Annotated in this window: 17 protein-coding genes and 1 pseudogene; 14 read left to right on the top strand and 4 right to left on the bottom strand. The window is 43.8% G+C overall.

Annotated elements, in window-relative coordinates:
• The 11 genes and pseudogenes from B5G04_RS06285 to B5G04_RS06235 form a co-directional block, all read left to right on the top strand.
• A pseudogene (locus B5G04_RS06285) lies at window positions 1–189 on the top strand (IS66 family transposase); the annotation flags it as partial.
• A gap of 97 nt (window positions 190–286) precedes the next feature.
• Entirely contained in the window at window positions 287–1,213 is a 927-nt protein-coding gene (locus B5G04_RS06280) for a hypothetical protein (RefSeq protein WP_087248510.1), read from the top strand.
• Window positions 1,214–1,221: 8 nt separating this feature from the next.
• Window positions 1,222–2,214: a hypothetical protein gene (locus B5G04_RS06275; protein ID WP_143270433.1), complete on the top strand. Its 993-nt coding sequence runs from the start codon at window positions 1,222–1,224 to the stop codon at window positions 2,212–2,214.
• 16 nt (window positions 2,215–2,230) lie between these two features.
• Window positions 2,231–2,761, top strand: coding sequence for a hypothetical protein (locus B5G04_RS06270; RefSeq protein WP_087248514.1), 531 nt, complete (start codon window positions 2,231–2,233; stop codon window positions 2,759–2,761).
• Window positions 2,761–4,452: a hypothetical protein gene (locus B5G04_RS06265; protein ID WP_087396292.1), complete on the top strand. Its 1,692-nt coding sequence runs from the start codon at window positions 2,761–2,763 to the stop codon at window positions 4,450–4,452. Before B5G04_RS06270 ends, B5G04_RS06265 begins: the two co-directional genes overlap by 1 nt.
• A 12-nt stretch (window positions 4,453–4,464) precedes the next feature.
• Window positions 4,465–5,490, top strand: coding sequence for a peptidoglycan-binding domain-containing protein (locus B5G04_RS06260; protein WP_087248518.1), 1,026 nt, complete (start codon window positions 4,465–4,467; stop codon window positions 5,488–5,490).
• A gap of 77 nt (window positions 5,491–5,567) precedes the next feature.
• Window positions 5,568–5,933, top strand: coding sequence for an FHA domain-containing protein (locus tag B5G04_RS06255; protein ID WP_087396290.1), 366 nt, complete (start codon window positions 5,568–5,570; stop codon window positions 5,931–5,933).
• A gap of 4 nt (window positions 5,934–5,937) precedes the next feature.
• Window positions 5,938–6,504, top strand: coding sequence for a hypothetical protein (locus tag B5G04_RS06250; RefSeq protein ID WP_087396288.1), 567 nt, complete (start codon window positions 5,938–5,940; stop codon window positions 6,502–6,504).
• A complete protein-coding gene (locus tag B5G04_RS06245) occupies window positions 6,501–7,799 on the top strand; it encodes a protein kinase (RefSeq protein ID WP_087396286.1) in 1,299 nt (432 codons plus the stop codon). Before B5G04_RS06250 ends, B5G04_RS06245 begins: the two co-directional genes overlap by 4 nt.
• A gap of 185 nt (window positions 7,800–7,984) precedes the next feature.
• The gene (locus tag B5G04_RS06240) at window positions 7,985–9,649 is read left to right on the top strand and encodes a serine/threonine-protein kinase (RefSeq protein WP_158100061.1); all 1,665 of its coding nucleotides are present in this window, start codon (window positions 7,985–7,987) and stop codon (window positions 9,647–9,649) included.
• A 9-nt stretch (window positions 9,650–9,658) separates the two neighbouring features.
• Window positions 9,659–10,840, top strand: coding sequence for a WG repeat-containing protein (locus B5G04_RS06235; RefSeq protein ID WP_087396281.1), 1,182 nt, complete (start codon window positions 9,659–9,661; stop codon window positions 10,838–10,840).
• Between the two features lie 67 nt (window positions 10,841–10,907).
• Here B5G04_RS06235 and B5G04_RS06230 read toward each other — a convergent pair whose 3' ends face one another.
• Complete coding sequence (locus B5G04_RS06230; protein ID WP_022041139.1) at window positions 10,908–11,555, bottom strand: DUF3256 family protein; 648 nt, start codon at window positions 11,553–11,555, stop codon at window positions 10,908–10,910.
• 140 nt (window positions 11,556–11,695) lie between these two features.
• Window positions 11,696–14,455: a substrate-binding domain-containing protein gene (locus B5G04_RS06225; RefSeq protein WP_087396278.1), complete on the bottom strand. Its 2,760-nt coding sequence runs from the start codon at window positions 14,453–14,455 to the stop codon at window positions 11,696–11,698.
• Between the two features lie 163 nt (window positions 14,456–14,618).
• Here B5G04_RS06225 and B5G04_RS06220 point away from each other — a divergent pair, with 163 nt between their 5' ends.
• Genes B5G04_RS06220 through B5G04_RS06210 form a run of 3 tightly spaced genes read left to right on the top strand, consistent with a single transcriptional unit; the run spans window position 14,619 to window position 15,999 of the window.
• Window positions 14,619–14,798: a hypothetical protein gene (locus tag B5G04_RS06220; protein ID WP_087396275.1), complete on the top strand. Its 180-nt coding sequence runs from the start codon at window positions 14,619–14,621 to the stop codon at window positions 14,796–14,798.
• The gene (locus tag B5G04_RS06215) at window positions 14,795–15,361 is read left to right on the top strand and encodes a GNAT family N-acetyltransferase (protein ID WP_087209678.1); all 567 of its coding nucleotides are present in this window, start codon (window positions 14,795–14,797) and stop codon (window positions 15,359–15,361) included. Before B5G04_RS06220 ends, B5G04_RS06215 begins: the two co-directional genes overlap by 4 nt.
• Window positions 15,362–15,396: 35 nt before the next feature.
• Window positions 15,397–15,999: a hypothetical protein gene (locus B5G04_RS06210; RefSeq protein ID WP_022041135.1), complete on the top strand. Its 603-nt coding sequence runs from the start codon at window positions 15,397–15,399 to the stop codon at window positions 15,997–15,999.
• A gap of 194 nt (window positions 16,000–16,193) precedes the next feature.
• Here B5G04_RS06210 and B5G04_RS06205 read toward each other — a convergent pair whose 3' ends face one another.
• Both B5G04_RS06205 and B5G04_RS06200 read right to left on the bottom strand, forming a co-directional pair.
• A complete protein-coding gene (locus B5G04_RS06205; RefSeq protein ID WP_022041134.1) occupies window positions 16,194–16,697 on the bottom strand; it encodes a hypothetical protein in 504 nt (167 codons plus the stop codon).
• Between the two features lie 228 nt (window positions 16,698–16,925).
• Window positions 16,926–17,822 carry a carbohydrate kinase gene (locus B5G04_RS06200; protein WP_087209675.1) on the bottom strand — a complete coding sequence of 299 codons (897 nt, stop codon included), beginning with the start codon at window positions 17,820–17,822 and terminating at the stop codon, window positions 16,926–16,928.
• Window positions 17,823–17,992 lie beyond the last annotated feature (170 nt).

Here is a 17,992-nt window from a genome sequence, read left to right as displayed (position 1 = left end):
CTTCATTACGGTAGTGATGCAGGCGCTGAGATGGCTGCGACTTACCATAGTGTAATAGGAACGGTAAAGCTTCATGGCAGTTCTGTCTGGAACTTCATCGGAACTTTTTTCAAAAATATCTTTAACGGGTGCAGGGATTATGTTAACATGGTTCCTGACAAAATCACTTTGGCTACCAGCCAATGTTAAATTCAAAGCTAATTAATTAACAAAACTCGGTTTAGGGCACTCAAAAGTGCCCTTTCAAAGGGGGATGCCCTAAATTGAGTGCTTACTTTGTTTTGAGATGATGAAATTATCAAAACCAAATATTCCGAAAGAACTGGATGCCGATGTAGCCATGGCCGTTGTAATAGAACACATGGATTCATTGGTTGATAAAAAGCCTTTCTACACTTATGAATTTAAGGGTGTTTCAGAGCGGACTGCCTTAGGAGATGAGCTTAATTTAATTATAAGGAATAAACAGAGTGCGCCTCCTGTTGTAAAGTTTTCGTTAAAACGCGACAGCCTGTATCATATATTGCCTGAATATTTGTTCCATCCATTAGACCACTACTTAGGAACAGATGGCGACACGGAAGAATTTGAAAAACGTTATAAGGAGCAAGAAGAACAGAAAGAGAAAGCCCTGACCTATTTCAAGCCTTTTGATCAATACTACCAAAATCTGAGGATTAAATACCAACACTGGCTTAACGAACATATATTCTCTGGAAACCAGTTCCTTTCAGATTTTATTACGGCAGGCCAAAGGGTTGACATCGCTAATTCATATATCAAGGCTGTTTATCAGTGCATTCCTTGGCTTAGGAATTTTAGAGGTAATGATGACATGGTCAAGGCAGCCTTGGGATACGCTTTTGAAGGACATGCTGAAATTCAAAAAACAAAAGTTGAAGTGACGGAAGCCTTATCCGAGAATATTCATTCGAATTTGAATGGGACATTGGATGATTTATATTGTGGTTCCACAATTATAACAAGGGTATATGTATGGAAAGTTTTCTATCAAGTAAAGATAAAAACGGGTAAGCATTTGAGTGAGTTAAAACAACAAATCGAAGAATTTTCTACGTTCTTTTCCCAATGGTTTTTATCGGTGGAAGACAAACTTGAAATAACTTTTGGCGACAGATGTGCTTTCCCGGAACTGTCTGATGCCAGAATTGAAGAAGGAGTTTTCTTAAATTATAGTACACAATTGATATAACTTTATCTATGGTGAATAAATATCGAGTAGATTGGCAAGCAGGGATGCGGCTGACCGATGAAACGTTTCGTATGTCGGACGAATATTACTTGTCTTGCCTGCAACCATTATACGCCGCATTGGTTAACGGAGACTATGGATTTCTTGAACTGCCGATTTTCCGGTATGAACAGACGGAAACAAGTTTGTCGGTAACAGAACTGCAAGCGAATGCCATCAGTCGGTCTGGAAAGCTGATCCAGTTATCTTTTTCACGGGAAGAGAGGAGTTTGTTTCAAAACATTCGTCTACCCGAAACAACAGAACCGTTAATCTTATTTTTGGATAAGACTTCAGATAAAACAATCAAGGTATCCTGCAATGACACTTCTGTACCCCTTTGCGATGCTGATTATCAGTTACTGGTAAAGCTTGAGAGCGAGCATTATAATAATCCGGATGCCGTTCCGTTTGCCCGCTTTGTCTATAGACACGGATGGAGCATGGATGAAGCTTTCGTTGCTCCATGCATTTCATTGCGTTCCAATGGGGCACTTTTGCGTGCTGCCGCAAACTATGCAGTGGAGATAGAAGCTCTTGTCAATGCATTGAAAGATGCCGTCAACACAGAACAATATACGTTGGTAATGGCTGCTATTCCTGCATTGTGCCGCATCGCTATTGAAGTAGAGAAGGAAGCCGACTGTATGACACCTCGACATTTGATAACTCTTATGCAGGAAGGCATACAGGTATTGCTGACATTGATAAGTATGGAAAAGGATATCACAGTTCCTGAAACAGAGAAATGCATGGCTTTTGTTGAGTCTCATTATACTCCTTATGTAATTTCAGAGATGGTACATGAAGGTATCCGGTTGACGCACCTGCTGATAAGTTTGCCGCAACTTTTCAGGCAGAAAACGGCAGTTGTGGCGGAGGCAAGACTGGAGTCGGAAGTGGTAAGGCCACCACGCAGGATAGTAGGCAGCACTGATAGCATTCGTAAAAAGCACCATTAATCTTATAATCATAGGCATGCATTATAGTGATTCTCCCATACGTTTCGTAAACGACGAGCAGTTGAACCTTCAGATTGACCGACCATTGTCTAACGTGGTTTCTGTCATCGACAACTGGGTAGATACCGTAGTGTTTACCAGCATACGGCGCTTTAAGGCTGATGAAGAATTTGGGTTCAGTTTTTGGGATAATGAATTTATTGCCATGAATTTGGTAGATTTCAACCATGGCGCTGATTTTAAGATTGTGAAGCGTAAAAACAACCGGGAAGAAAAGGTGCAGATGTCGAGAGCCGGTATCAGGCAATGTGAGAGAAGTGTGCGCGACAGCATTTTGTATTACATCCCATACCTAAAGAACTTGGAAGTGGAAGTACAACTTAGCATGGAGAAGAATAAGTTTTCCCGTCGGGGTGAAAATAGCAAATATGTGGTCAGGGTTTTGGTTAAGGGACGATTGACTTACAATGAATTTGTCGGTACACGCGAAGGTGAGTATCAGCGTGAAGTGGAATTTTTTATGGATCCGTTTTTAAATAACAAATAATGGATGTAAAGGTAAGAAACAAGGTTGCTGAGATACAGCAGGCGTTGGAACAGGATGAGCAGCGCATATCGCTATCCGATCCTGTGGCAAAGATGATGCTTGTCGCTTTGGCCCACCAATCTTGTGAGATAGAACGAAAGATGGATCAGACGGTAGAAAGACTGTCTGAACGTTTCTGTGACCAGGTGTTATTACAGAGCAACCTCAAGGCACAACCTGCAGTTACAGTGCTTAGTATCGGCAACGGGCGCGAATGTACACCTTATTTTATTGACGAAAATGATGCGTTTACCTACAAACCCACCAAGTGTAATTATCGTCCGATATTCAAGACGCGCATCGTGCCCGGCAAGCTGATGGCTTGCTTCATGAACAATACTCTGCTGCAACCTGATAAGCAGCCCGTTCAAGCGACATGGCCGGACAACCGGTATAATAAAGAGTTGTGGTTGGCATTTGATGCGGCAGGGGAAGTTAATACGCTGGAGGATGTCATGATTGCTTTGTCACATCCATTGCCAGACGATAGTTTGACGGCTGAAGTGGGAGATGTGCAGATCCCCTTGTCTTTGGTTATGGAAGATATGCCTCGTACGCTAAATTCAAACTTCATGCTGGCTGAATTCTGGAAAAAAAGTTTGGTATACTATGGTCTGTGGTTGTACCGCTTTGGGAAATGTTCCAATAAGCGTACGCTGCATCGCGGAGAAATCCCGGCTTGGATTATGGATTCGTATGCACAGGAAATCTTGGAGCCTTTTATAGGCAATCGTTTTTTGTGGATACGAATCAAAACAGACCGGGGGATTTCATTGCCACTTGACACGGCCATTTTATTGAATTGCATTCCAGCTGTAAATTATGACATCCAAGATGTGAAACTGAATTATAGCGAACCTATTCAGCGTTTAGAAAATGATAAAACGGGCACTTATTTTTTAGATGTGGTGCAAAATCAAGAACAGGCACAAGATTTCTTTATACGTGATTTCGATGTCAACCAATATGATAATGAACGGATTCGTGAAGATGTAACCAATCTTTATCGTCATTACGTAAACGATTATTTTGCCTTTGTAGACAGCAATTCATTGCACGACGGAGCTACACTTCGTTCCTTGCGTCAGTCAATGATGCAGGTTTACGATTCATTGGATGAATTCCGTTCGGGAAATGTCCGCCGATACGGAGGAACATACGCCATTCGTAACCCTCGGAACAACCAGCAACCCATGGTGCTGACCTATTTCACAACCAATGGCGAACGGGGAAATCTTCTAAGACGTGGCGGAAGATTAACATCAACAAATGCCGCTGTAGGGGATGTTGAAGCGTTGATTGACGCAACAGGAGGACGCAATAAAGTCAGAGATATAAAGACACGCAAAGAATTGGCAAGGCATATTGTGAACAGTAATGACCGTTTGTTCACCAAAATGGATTTGCTGCAATATTGCAAAATGGAGTTTATGCGTGCTTTTGGAGAAGAAGCCATAAGCTATTGCAACATATCTCTATCTGAAAGCAATGTTCCTGTTGACAGACATATAGAGAAATGCATTAATGTGCATTTTCAAATCCTCTCCGAGTCATTGAAAGAAGAGATAAACAAGTCTGATTTTTTTGATTACTTGAAAATTAATATTGAGTTGAGAAAGAGTTTTTCTTGTCTATTAATAATTTTTATATAGTAGCCTTTTGATATGGAGCAATTGTTAGGCTATCGAATATATCAAACGAATAAAGTCGTATCCGTTCGCTGGGTACAACAAAAATTAAATCGGATTATGCAGACACAAATCCGTGAAGATGATAAATTGGGTCCTGAAACTATATCATTAATCCGTAGGTTTCAACAAAGTCGAAATTTAACTCCAGACGGTCAAATTGGACCTTTGACATTAGAAGCTCTAATGGATGCAGACCCGTGGAAAAATAAAAAGGCAGAAACAGCCAAAGAATCCAATTATGATAAGATTACCAATATAATTGATAACATAATAGACGCTTTGGACGAGGCTTTTTACAACAATAAGGGATTGGTAGGTCTTAGTTTCTTTACCGGAAGCGATAGTGTAAAAGATTTAAAAGTAGGAGCAACAGATCGTCATAGCTTAAGTAGGCTTTACAATAAGGCACTAAATGAAAAAGACTTCTTTAAGAAGAAAATAAAAGCTATGCCAGAGTCATACATAAACTTAGGTAAAGAGTTAAATAACACCAAAAGTTCGGCGCGAAAACTGCAAATTCAAGAACAGATGAAAAGCATTAGAGTTAATCATCTTAGAGAAGTTTCTACGGCAAAGAAGAGAGCTAATCAAATAGTAGAGACCATAAATAAAGTCAAGAATATAGGAACAACTTTAAACGAATGCATTCCAAAAATAATGTCATTTTTGAAGCCATTAGGAAAGATTTTTAAAGTTATAGAATGGAGTTCGGTTGTGGTTTATATAAAAAAAGGGTGGACGTATTTTTCTGAAGGCAAATGGATTGATGGATATGAGTATTTATGTAAGGCTTTTTCTAAAATATTAGAGATTGGCATAATGGCACTCGCTACTTCAGCAGCAGTCGCGGGTACAGTAGCATTATGTGCAACAGCTGGTTTAGGAACCGTAGCAACAGCAATAGCGGCATTGGCCGCTACTATCGTTGTCGCTATTATAATATTCTGTATATCATACTTTTGGAACAAATATATTGAATATTATTTTGATAATTTATAGCAAATATGATACAATGTAATAATTGTGGCTACCCCGTAATAAACGGGATGCACACTTGCCCGAATTGCTTGGCAGAAATGCCTGACGAGATTGTTGCTCCTGTAGCAGCGACAGAAGAGGAATGGTATGACGAGGATGAAATACCTTGTTGCACTTTACGGCCAATTTCGCTACCGAGTGAAAGAGAAATGACTGAAAAAGTTTACGATGAAGGTGCTGAGGTCTATCTTTCTCGTCAGAATACCGTTTCGCATGATACGACCATTGATGATGAAGAGCAGGCTTGCCTATTCTTCTCGGATGGTCATTGGTTCATAGAAGACCGTTCCAGTGATAATTCAACATACGTTCATGCTGGAGCTGGTATAAAACTTGAACCTGGCGATATAATAAGAATGGGAGATAGATTATTTGAGTTTAATATAAAATCAAGAAAGCAATAATACTATGGCTAATGATAAAATTCATGTCTTTTGGTCTGGTAATGGCGCAAAAGAAGAAGCGCAAAAATTTGCTTCTGAAAATGGATACTTAGTGCTTGAAAGTACCCATATAGCAGAGTATAAAGAAAAGACGCTTAAAAAGCAAAGGCGCAATCTTGAAAAGTTGGGAAAATCATCTCGTGAAATATGGTATCAAAATGAATTGCCAGAATGGGAAAAGTTGTCGCGTTCTTATGCGGAATCTTCGCCATATAAAACGGTTCATGTTTTTATTGATGTTGCATACATAGAGCCTGAAGATATGAGGTTTACGAATCATTCAGATAGCAATGAAAAATCAGTTTCCAAAGAATACAGAGAAAAACCTTGGTTGAATGATTTCTACTACGGATGGACAGAAGAAGACTTTATAAAGTTTCGTTCATGTTTCCCTAATGGTCAAATCCCTAAATCAATGAAAGAGTGTTCCTATGATAGAAAAAGAAGTATTCTTCATCGTGTTGAGCATCCTATATTGAAAGAACAAGGGAAAAACTTGATTATACATTATGTAAATAAGAATGCAAGATGACGATAAAAAATTCAGTTCAACGCTGCGATTTTCGCATGCACGATATGATAGATGGGAAATTCCGGGTAGAAAGGGTACTTAATTCTACTCGGAGTGACCAAAAGTTTAAGGTGAATGATACATCCGGTAATGAGTACATCCTGAAGTTGCTAAAGCTTTGGGAAGTGGAGCCCAGTCTTCGCCAAAAGATGTTGCTCTCGGCTGATAATGAAATAAAGAGTTGTCAGATAAAGAGCAATTACCTTACCAATATCGTACACACAGGTATGGTAAACGGCAATCCTTATCTGCTTTTGGAATATTGCAAGTCCTTGGATTTATCTCATCTTATCAGGAGCCAAAGGTTGGATATCGTAAAGACTGCCAAAGAAATACTATATGGATTGCGAGACCTGCACAAATCGGGGAAGGTACATTGTCAGCTAACTCCGGAAAACATCCTTATAGCTGATGGCAATCGTGTTAAGTTAACCAATTATGTAATACTTGGTGGCAGAGCCAACTTATTGGCGAGCAAGAATAAGACACTGCATTCGCATTTCATTGATAAAGCATTGGCTTATCAGGCTCCAGAACTTTACCGATTAGAACGATATGCCACTATACTTCCTTCGGTTGACATATTTTCTTTCGGCGTGATATTGTTCTTTATGCTGACCGGTGAATTGCCTTATGGGAAGTTGGTTACAGAATCAGATTGGATACATTATCAGACTCGTGTACAAAGCGATGACTGGAATAGAAATATCTTATTCCGAAACGAACAGCGGGAGATGTGGATGAACATATTGGAAGCATGCTTGTCTGCCGACCCTCACAGCCGTGCAGGAAGTGTTGATGAATTGTTGGAGAAACTTCCAGGGAATGAATATCCATATATTGCCGTACAAGGTAGCCAAGTAGAAGCTCCAAATGCAATATTAAATGGCATCATGCTTCATGTGATGCAAGGAAATGACTGGGGAAAATGTTACCGTCTGCCGGAAATCATGCCGTCACCCAAAAGAATTATAACCTTGGGGAGAAAAGATGACTCCATATTCAACCAGATTCAATTATCCGAACCTGTTTCTTCGTATATATCCCGTCGTCATTGCACGCTTGAATGGGATGATGAAACCGAAACGTGGTATCTTCGCGATGGGCAGTGGGATAAAGAGGTACAAGGGAATTGGGCTCGGTCTTTGAATGGCACGTACATTAATTCAAAGGAAGTCACAGAAGAGGGAAGTAAAATAATTCCCGGGGATATTATATCTATAGGTAATGTAAAACTGAGAGTAGAAGCATATTAAAATTAAATGAATGTCCACAATTTGCCAATTTGGCCACGTTGAAAATGAAGATATACTTCGTTGGCCGATGAAGTATATCTTCGTAGGCAGTTGCAGTATATATTAAACGGCTGATGAAGTATATCTTCGTTCTCAGAGGGCATATATTGGCCGAATGCGGACATTCATATAAAATTACATTTCAAATGAATATCATAAGACTACAAGGCGAAATAGAAAAGCGGAATGGTATATATTATGAATATGATACAGATGCTATTCCTTTAGGAGAGGGAGGCATGGGGCGTGTATTCAAAGGATTCCGTGTAATAGAAAGAACAGGAGAAAAGATGCCTGTCGCGATTAAGGCTATCTATGAGAATATACCTGAACATGTTGTCGAACGTGCCAGAAGGGAAGCCAATATCCAATTGGAGAATGACAATCTGATACGGATGTACGGTTTTGTTGAAACAACGTTCCAGACAGAAAGCGGGGGTAAAGTTAAGGTACATTACCACGTCATTATGGAATTGTTGGTAGGAGTAACCCTTGAAAACGTAATGAATGGAATTACTTGTGACCAAAATGGCATGCAGATTCCATTTGCTGCAGAAATTTACAGTCAGTATTTACAGAATCGTGATGCAGCGGTTGTTAGAATTATGAAGCCCATTTTATCCGGTTTAATGGCGTTGCATGATAAAGGGTATATCCATAGGGATATTGACCCTTCGAATATAATGATTACCATAGATGGAAAGATTAAACTTATTGATTTTGGGATTTGTAAGCAGATTGTTTCTCTCGGCAGTGTGGATAAGGCTTTGACCGCAACCGGTGTGTTTATGGGAAAAGTGAATTATGCCGCTCCAGAGTTGGTGCTTGGAGATGTGAAAAACCAAAGTTATACTACTGATATCTATGCATTAGGCGTTTTGCTTTATCAATTATGTACCGGTCATTTACCTTTTACAGGCACAGATCAAGATGTTTTATCAGCCAATTTGCGTGACCCATTGCCGATGAAAGATGTTCGCAATGTTGCTTTGAAAAGAATTATCCGCAAAGCTACAGACAAAATACAGTCTAAGCGGTATGCTTCTGTAGCGGAATTTAGGGTCGATTTGGAACATGTGCTAACGAATGGCAATAAAAAAAACAGAAAATTGGTTCCGCTTATGATCGGATTTGCATGTGTTGTGGTAGCATTAATTGGCGTAGCCTGTTTTCTCTTTTATAATGAGTCTGAAAAAGAAGTGGCAAAACCTACACTTAGGCAACCAACCTGCGTGGAAATGTACAATCAAGCTTTATCCTTTTTGAATCAGAAAGATAGCATTGAACTTCAAACAAAAGGAAAAGAATTACTAAGGATCCTTGTTGAAGATAGCTTATTTGCGCCAGCAAAAGTAGATTATTATGTCAATCTGCTTAATTCAAACAATTCATCAGAAGTAAATTCCGGGTTTGCCGGACTATGTCAGATAATTCAAGAAGATACACTGAATAGTATAGCATTGTTTGAATGTGGACTTACATTGTCGAAAGGAAATCGCTTCTTTAATGTGCCAACCGTGCGTCAATCTTTCTTAAATATAGAAGCCGATTTGGATAAGGCCAATGATTGGTTGTTCAAAGCTATGGAAATTGATACAGCAAACTATAAGTCTGTGTATTGGGCATTTAATAATCTGATGGAAAAAAAGATTGCAGGGGATTTGCCGGCAAGTGGGGATAAATTAATTACAAAGTTATACGAAATGTTTATCAAAAGGGCTAAGGAGTCCAATGATGTGGCAACCGATATATATATAAATGCTATAAAAAGCGATACGGAAACCTTAAAAGCTTGGGGATTACTAAAATAGATTTGAATTATGAGAAAGATTTTTTTGTCATTATTATTAATCGGTTATTTCTCTGCTGCTTATGCTCAAGGATTTGCTTATGATGATAAAACCGATGTAGGAAATGGACTTTATAAAGTTAAAAGTGGTGATTATTATGGGATTATAGATAAAAATGACAATGTCATAGTCTCGATAGAATATCAGGATATATTGTTCCATGAAGGAAAAGCTTTGCTCACTAAAGATGGTTTTATCCATGGTATTGTTGATTCCTTAGGTGCTACTAAAATGTTTAATGCAGAATACAAGGTTCATCCTAAATATCGTTATATTTATGATGGATATATTATTGTTGGCGAAGATAAATGGGGATATATAGACGAAAATGGAAATCCTTTACGTATCAAGGCAAAGGGCTTTTTTTCATTAGGGAAGAAATCTCCTACTCAATTTGATGATGTGGCTCCTTTTGTAGAGAACTTTGCTGCAGTTTATACGCATAAAGATGGCTGGAGGCATATTGATAAAGAAGGAACAGAACATTACAAATTGAGGGATAAAAAGGTTAAAGTTTTTTTTCGGTCTTCTGTTTATAAGGGTGAATGTATTATTGTTACCAATGACGGCATCAAACAATATCAAGAATCAGATGACGGAACATTTGCTGTAGTAAAAAGAATATTATCTCCTTCATCCTCATTTATAGAAAAGAACCAGGATGGAAGTTTTACCAAATTGATTTTCAAAGAAGGTATTTTAACATTAGACTCTCTTATGCGTGTTACAAAATACGAGAATGGGACTGATTCTATTATTTTTATACAACAGCCTAAAAAACACATAGTAAAAAAAGTTATAGCCCCAATTGATACAATATCGCTTGAAAATGATTTGCAGGTTGGGATTGTATCTCAAAATTTGCAAGCAAATTCGAAAGGACAGGCTCATGCTGAGATAAAAGTGAAAAATATTGGAAATGTTAAGTATGAGAATGTTCATATTTTTATAGAGTGTTCGAATGCTTCTAGAGAATGGCAAGGAAATATTGAGGCAAATTCTGAATTAAGCTTGTCTTTCACTATGCCAGCCCGCTTTTCTACTGCTGTTGTTAGGCGTAATATTGTTGTTCGTACCGTATATAATAAAGAGCAAATTGAGAAAAATTTTACAGTGGCTATAAAGCGCTATACTCCGGTACGTTCAAGGTAATAATGCCCTTATAAGCATTCTATTTTCGTAAGCACTCAAAGGGGGATGCCCTAAATTGAGTGCTTATCTATTGAGTACTAACTTTCAGGAACTTACCGTTGCTCCATGTATACACAATGGGAGCATTTATCAAATAAGATTTCAGCTTGTCTGCCGTAGTTTTATCCATATATTGAGGGGTGGTGTAACTTACTGAAAGCGACAGGTCTTTGTCGGACAAGCGTACTTCCTTCAGATACATGTCTGCATTCAGGCGTAAGTTACGCAAAGAGTCGGAAGCTGTTTCAGAAAGTACAGACTTATAAAATTCATTCTCTTCAGGCAAAGTTACAAAATCTGCTGCCGGTAATTCATTCCAAGCCGTATCATAAAACTTGACCTCACTGTCGGGTACAGGACCACAATAAGTACGGACCACACACACCACTTTCACCGAATCGTTCAGCGGCAACAGTTTCATTTCTTCCCTACTTGACTTGCTGACGTGCACTAACAGGTAATCGTCTGTCAACTTCAGCATTTCCGAGGTCTGTCCGAAACGGTTTTTCACCTCCGCTTTCATGTTGCTGGCGAGAAAATCACCGAAATCTTCCCGGTTCACTTTAGTCAACAAAGGAGAAAGCGAATCGGGTAAAGCAATGTATAATGATTTTAAATCTTGTGCCTGCAAACTCATGCTGCAAAGCATACACACAAGTCCTATAATCCATTTCATCTTAACTATCGTTTTTTATTTCCCGCCAAAGATAGGGATTTCTTTCGAGCAGACAAAACTATTTAAATGAAGAATGAAGAACGCAGAATGAAGAATTCCATGCGGATGAAAATTCTTCATTCTGCGCAAAGCGCGATTCTTCATTCCTCATTCTTCATTCGCTTCAAGAAGTCGGTAGGGCTTTCGCCGAAGTAGTCTTTATAGCACTTGGTGAAATACGAAGGCGCACTGAAACCTACTTCATACGTTATTTCAGCGATGGTCTTGTCGGTAGAAGCCAGCAACGAAGCTGCACGTTTCAACCGCGCGATGCGGAGCAGTTCGTTGGGCGAGTAACCGGTCAACGCCTTAGACTTCCGGTAAAGCTGGACACGTCCCAGCCCTAATTCCCCACCCAAGTCTTCCACACTCAAACCCGCATCGCCCAAACGGGCTTCAATCAACTCGCGCAGTTTCTCCACAAAACCCTTGTCCACCTCGCTGATTGACTCCTGTTTCAGAGCCGAACGGTCGGCAAAGAAACTTTGCAGACGGCGGCGGTTGTCTATCAGGTTCCGCAGGCGCACCTGCAGCAGCTTGGCACTGAAAGGTTTCAGGATGTACGAATCCGCCCCACACTCGTAGCCCTGCACCTTCTGCTCGTCCATCGTATAGGCGGTGAGCATCATCACCGGGATGTGCGAGGTCTGCACTTCCGACTTCAGCCTCCGGCAACACTCCATGCCGTCCATCACCGGCATCATCACGTCGCAGATAATGGCATCGGGCACGTATTTCATCGCCTGCTGAAGCCCTTCCTGCCCGTTGGAGGCCTCCAGCACCCGGTATTCCCTCTCCAGCAGCAACCTGACATAGTCGCGCACGTCCTGATTGTCATCGATGACCAATACCGTTTCACGCCGGTCGTCTTCGCCCGCTTCCGGAGACGCCTGCACCGTTCCCTGACCGGCGGAAAGCACCGCTCCCTCTTTCAGGCTTGCCGGAACCGCCTGCTTCTCCAGCCCTTCGGCAAGCGTGCCCGCCTGCTTCATCGGCATCTCCACCGTAAAGATGGTGCCCTTGCCTTCTGCCGAATCCACCTTCACCGTGCCGCCGTGCATCTCGGTGAAAGCCTTCACCAACGCCAGCCCGATGCCCGAACCGGCATAATGCACGTCTATCTGGTAAAAACGCTCGAAGATGTGCTGCACGTGCTCGGCGGAAATGCCCACTCCGGTATCCGAGACCTGATAGCGCAGCCAGCGTGTCCCCCCGTGCTCGAATTGCGACAAGGCAAGCTCCACCCGTCCGTTCTCGGGCGTGAACTTGAATGCGTTCGACAACAGGTTATACGTTATCCGCTCCAGCTTCCCGGCATCGGCTATCATCGTATATCCCTCATCGGAAGGAGCAGCCGACACCGAGAAATGCACATGCTTGCGATAGGAAAGCGTGCGGAAAGCCTCGGTCCACTCGTTCATCTCCCCGGCGATATCAAACTCCGAAAGGTACATCTTCAGCTTGCCGCTCTCGAACTTGCGGAAGTCGAGTATCTGATTGACGAGGCGCAACAGCACCGTCACGTTCTTATGCACGATGCGGAGCAGGAAACGCTCGTGCTCGTCCAGATTCCGGCTTGCCTCCAGCTGGTCGACGGGGTCGGCTATCAGCGTGAGCGGCGTGCGGAAGTCGTGCGACACGTTGGTGAAGAAAGCCAGCTTGGCGTGCGTCGCCTCCTCCAGCTGCTTGGAAAGGCTGATAAGCTGGTCGCGCTGCGCCTCCAGCTGTTTCTTCTGCTCGGACAACTCCACGTTCAGCCGGTTCTTTGTCCAAAAGCCCCGCACGGCGACAAACAACGCGATGCCGAACAACGCCAGCATCACCACGCACGTGTACAGCAAGATGCGCTGCGAAGCGTAACGGGTGAGGAAATGGTTTATCCTCTTGTCCAGCATGTCTATCTTCTCGTCCAGCTGGCGGATTTGCCCGGTCTGCATCCGCATCACCCGCGCGTTCCCCTTGTTGACCAACGCCGAAGAGAGCGCAACGTCGTGCTCGTAAGGCTTCCCCGTCAGGATAGCCATCGCCGTCTGCATCACCCGGTCGCCGCCGGTAGGATAAATAAAGGTGGCGTCGAGCTGCCCGCTTGCCACCTGCTCCACGCCATATCCCTCGCCCGCCAGCGCGTCGATGCCCACAAACAGCATTTCCTTCTCTCGCCCGTACTTCACCGCCGCCTCGTAGGCACCTGCCGCCATGCGGTCGTTGTGCGCAAACACCATGTCTATCTCCGGAGCGTGCGTCAGGAGCGAGTCGAACACCAGGCGCGCACGGTCGCGCCTCCAGCCGGCATCCACCGAAGCCGTCACCCGTATGTCGGGATACTCGCGCAAAGCGTCCGTCATGCCCCGGTGGCGTTCCGCGGCAGGCGTAGAGCCGCGCAGCCCCGTCACCTCCACCACCCGTCCCTTGCCTTGCAGGCGCGAGGCGATGTATTCGCCCACGTTGTAACCAATGGCATAATTGTCGGCGCCGATATACGCCGTATATTGGTTGGAGTGTATCTTCCGGTCGACCAATATCACCGGAATCCCTTTGCTGTATGCCTTCTCGATAACCGGCGTAAGGACATCCGCCTCGTTGGGCGACACCACCAGCAGGTCCACCTTGTTGCGCATCAGCAGCTCGATGTCGTGTATCTGCCGCTTGTTGTCATCGCCCGCGCTGCGGAACACCACCTCCGCCTCGGGATAAAACAACGCCTCGCGCGTGATTTCCCGGTTCATCTGCTCGCGCCACTCGTCGTCGCTGCACTGCGACACGCCGATGACGTACCGCCGTTGCTGTCCGGAGCATCCCGCCAGCAGCGCCAGTAGCAGAAACAAGCTTACCAAGGATATGGATATGCAGTTGTGCCTCATCGTATCATCCGTTTAAGTTCTTACCGATGCGAAGATACGCATTTCCGGCGTAATTTTCACCACAGATTGCGCAGATTCAGAAAATTAATTGACCGCTCCGCATAATCCGCAACGAATAAATCGCTACCTTTGCGGCAGAATCCATAAAGAGAAAGGAAAAGCTATGGCAAGACCCATCAAAGAAACCCCGATACTCTTCGGGGAAGACGCACGGCGGTTCGAGGAGCGGATGAAGCAAGTCCGCCGGGAAACGCCGGAAGAAAGAGAACAAAGGCTGGCTGATTATGCGTTATTTTTAAAGATGCTCGATTTGGGCGAACGTACAAAAAAGAAAAGCGTATGAAAGCCAGCCTGCAAACGCCCTTCTCATCTTACATCGTACGCAAGTTGGGACCTGAAGAAAAAGTAAAATCGTTCGATTGCGGCGATGCCGACTTGAACGATTTTATTTTAAATGAATCCGGATTCTACCAGCAAGCCTTATTGGCGGTTACTTATGTGTTCGAAGCGGCAGATGATGAAAACCACGAACACATAGCCGCATATTTCAGTTTGGCAAACGACCGCGTGTCTATGTCTGATTTTCCCACTAAAACGGAATTCAACCGTTTCCGGAGACATCGGTTTGTCAACGAAAAACGGTTGAAAAGCTATCCGGCTGCAAAAATTTGCCGTTTGGCTGTCAGTCAAGAATTAAAAGGACAACACATAGGCGAATTTATAATAAGGTCTATCAAAAGTTACTTCCTCGCCGACAACAAGACCGGCTGCCGTTTCCTCACGGTAGACGCATACGCCGCCGCCATACCTTTCTATTTCAAGCAGAAGTTCGTGCCGCTGACGGCAGAAGACGAGGGAGCCGCCACACGCTTGCTCTACTTCGATCTGAACGACATCGCCGATTAGAACAATCTCAACCCATGCAGTAAACCGGAACAACAATGAAGACACGAATCTTAGGAATGCTCCTGTGCCTGCTCTGCCTGCCGGGCTGCGGAGACAAGGCACAAAAGAGCCACAAAACAGCCGGTTCCGTCCAACAGGAGCAAGCGGACACCATGACTCTCGGCACGTCCGGCTTTCCGAAAGAAATCAAGAAGGCATGGCGCGTCAGCCTGCAAGACAGCATGGTGTATGTAACTCTGATGAATACCGCAGAAGACGGTCGTGAGCTGCAAATGCCATACGGCGTTTTCCCCTGCGAGGTCTTTCATTACGGAAACGGGAGATGGAAAAACGTGACCACCCAACTCGCTCCGTCCGAACAGCATTATAAAAAGAAAGAAGCCTCCACGTCTTACCCTTTCGATTTTCTTCGGGAAAGCGCCCCTGATGACCCCAGCCACATTTATCCCATCCCCAAGCCGGAGACGGAACTTACGGGATACAATTTGGTGGAACTCATACGAACCATTCGTCCGAACGAAACGGCACACTTTTCTTTTCCGCTCTACAACGGCACGACCGATTCGATAGAAAAAGGGCTGTACCGCCTTACCTTTTATATCGACGGAAAGCCTTGCCACATCGTCTTCGAACTCTGAGCTGAAATACCGTTAACCGTCACGCCGATTTACAATCCGGCGTAAATGAGTATAAGGAACCGAAGGTCGACAAAGTCAATTTTAATCCGCTCAGCAGATACCTAACAGAAAGCGGTAACTTAGTCGTTTACCGGATTAAAAATCCTCATACTCGATGCTTGCGGATTGCAAATCCGCAAAAACGGGAGCTTCAGTCACTCAAACCGTACCGTCCACCTCTTTAAAAAATTCACAGGCTTACCCTTTCGTGTTGCTGGAGCAGTGAAGCGGGGCAGGTCGGCTATTACTTTGCAGGCAATGGAATCCATACGGGCGGCTACATTGGGACTGGCACCGTTCTCTTCCGCCGATTTTTCAATGATTACCTGACGGACATATCCTTTTTTATCAATAAGGAAAGCAACATCCACTATTCCTTTACCAAGGTGTACATCGGCTAACTTCTTTTGCACATAATTCTTTAGGTCTATCGATAAAAGCGGATTTTCGGGATCGGAAGTATGTACAGGAAATATGGGGTCTGTAGCATAATTATAAATTGTATCTTTGCCTATCACATAATACGGAGGTGCAGTGTATAAAACGCTGGCAATAAATTCATCTTCCTTTACCGTATCTGCAGATTGAACATTTTGTTTTTTCCCTCCTTGGCAAGAAAGCAGGGCAAGCGATAATAATAAAAAGAGAATCGTTTTCATAGGCACAAAATTTTATACGGACAAATCTACAAAAAATTATCAAATTCTTTTGGAATTTCCGTTTTCTTCCTCTAACTTGCCGTGCAAATGAAATAAAAAAATATTGAATATCACCATAGTAGAGACGATGTGCACATCGTCTCTACATAAACGCAGATTGGCGCGGATTCACACGGATTGTTTTTTATTTTTAATCTGCGGAAATCTGCGCTAATCTGCGTTTCCTTATTATTCTGTGGTGAGTCCTTCCGTCAGCCGCGCAGGCAATACCGGCATCGCGCCGTTTTGCGTGCAGACGAATGCCGAAGTGGCTACCGCCAGCCGGTGCGCCTCGTTTACGGGCAAGCCACGCAGGATAGAGGCAACGAAAGCCGCGGTAAACGAATCGCCTGCACCTACCGTGTCGGCAACCTCCACCTTTGGGGTCTCTACAAACGACACCTCGCCCGGCGTGAAGACGTAGCTGCCGTTGACGCCGCAGGTCAGGATGAGCATCCGCAGGTTGTACTTGGCAAGGAGAATCCAGCACTTGTCCTGCAGGTCGATGCCCGGATAGCCGAACATGCGGCTGATGGTGACCAGCTCCTCGTCGTTTATCTTCAGGATGTTGCACTTGCGCATCGACCCGCAGATGATTTCCTTGGTATAGAAGCCCTGGCGCAGGTTGATGTCGAATATCTTGTACTGTCCCTCGCCATCGGGCATTACGTCCAAGAAGCGGTTGATAGTCTCGCGCGACACCACGCTGCGCTGTGCCAGCGAACCGAAACATACGGCGCGGGTCTGGCGCGCCAGCCCTTCCAGTGCCGGAGTGAAGGGGATGTTGTCCCACGCCACGCCCTCGCGGATGTCGTAACAGGGCACGCCGTTGCGGTCCAGTTCCACCTGCACCGTACCCGTGGGATAGGGCACGGTCTCTATCATGCAATTCAGTTTCTTTTCATGGAAATTCTTCAGAATCTCCACGCCCAACTCGTCTTCGCCTACCGCGCTCACCACACGGCTGTCCAGTCCGAACTGCGATACGTGATACGCAAAGTTTGCCGGCGCACCGCCTATTTTCTTTCCTTCGGGCAGCATGTCCCACAATGCTTCGCCCATTCCTACTACGATTGTATTGTTCATGGCTTTTAAGTTTTTAAGTTTTTGAGTTTTTAAGTTTTTGAGTTTTTAAGTTTTTGAGTTTTTAAGTTTTTGAGTTCTTGAGTTTAAGCATTTTGTCAAATTGCATGTAGGGGCGTATCGCATACGCCCTGAAAGCATCCGCATGGATTAGTGGACGTATTCGGGCGTAT

The sequence above is a fragment of the Bacteroides sp. An51A genome (genome assembly GCF_002161565.1).
Classification (GTDB): Bacteria; Bacteroidota; Bacteroidia; order Bacteroidales; family Bacteroidaceae; genus Phocaeicola; species Phocaeicola intestinalis.
The sequence above is the reverse complement of the archived record's forward strand: the minus strand, read 5'-3'. Positions and strand labels throughout refer to the sequence as shown.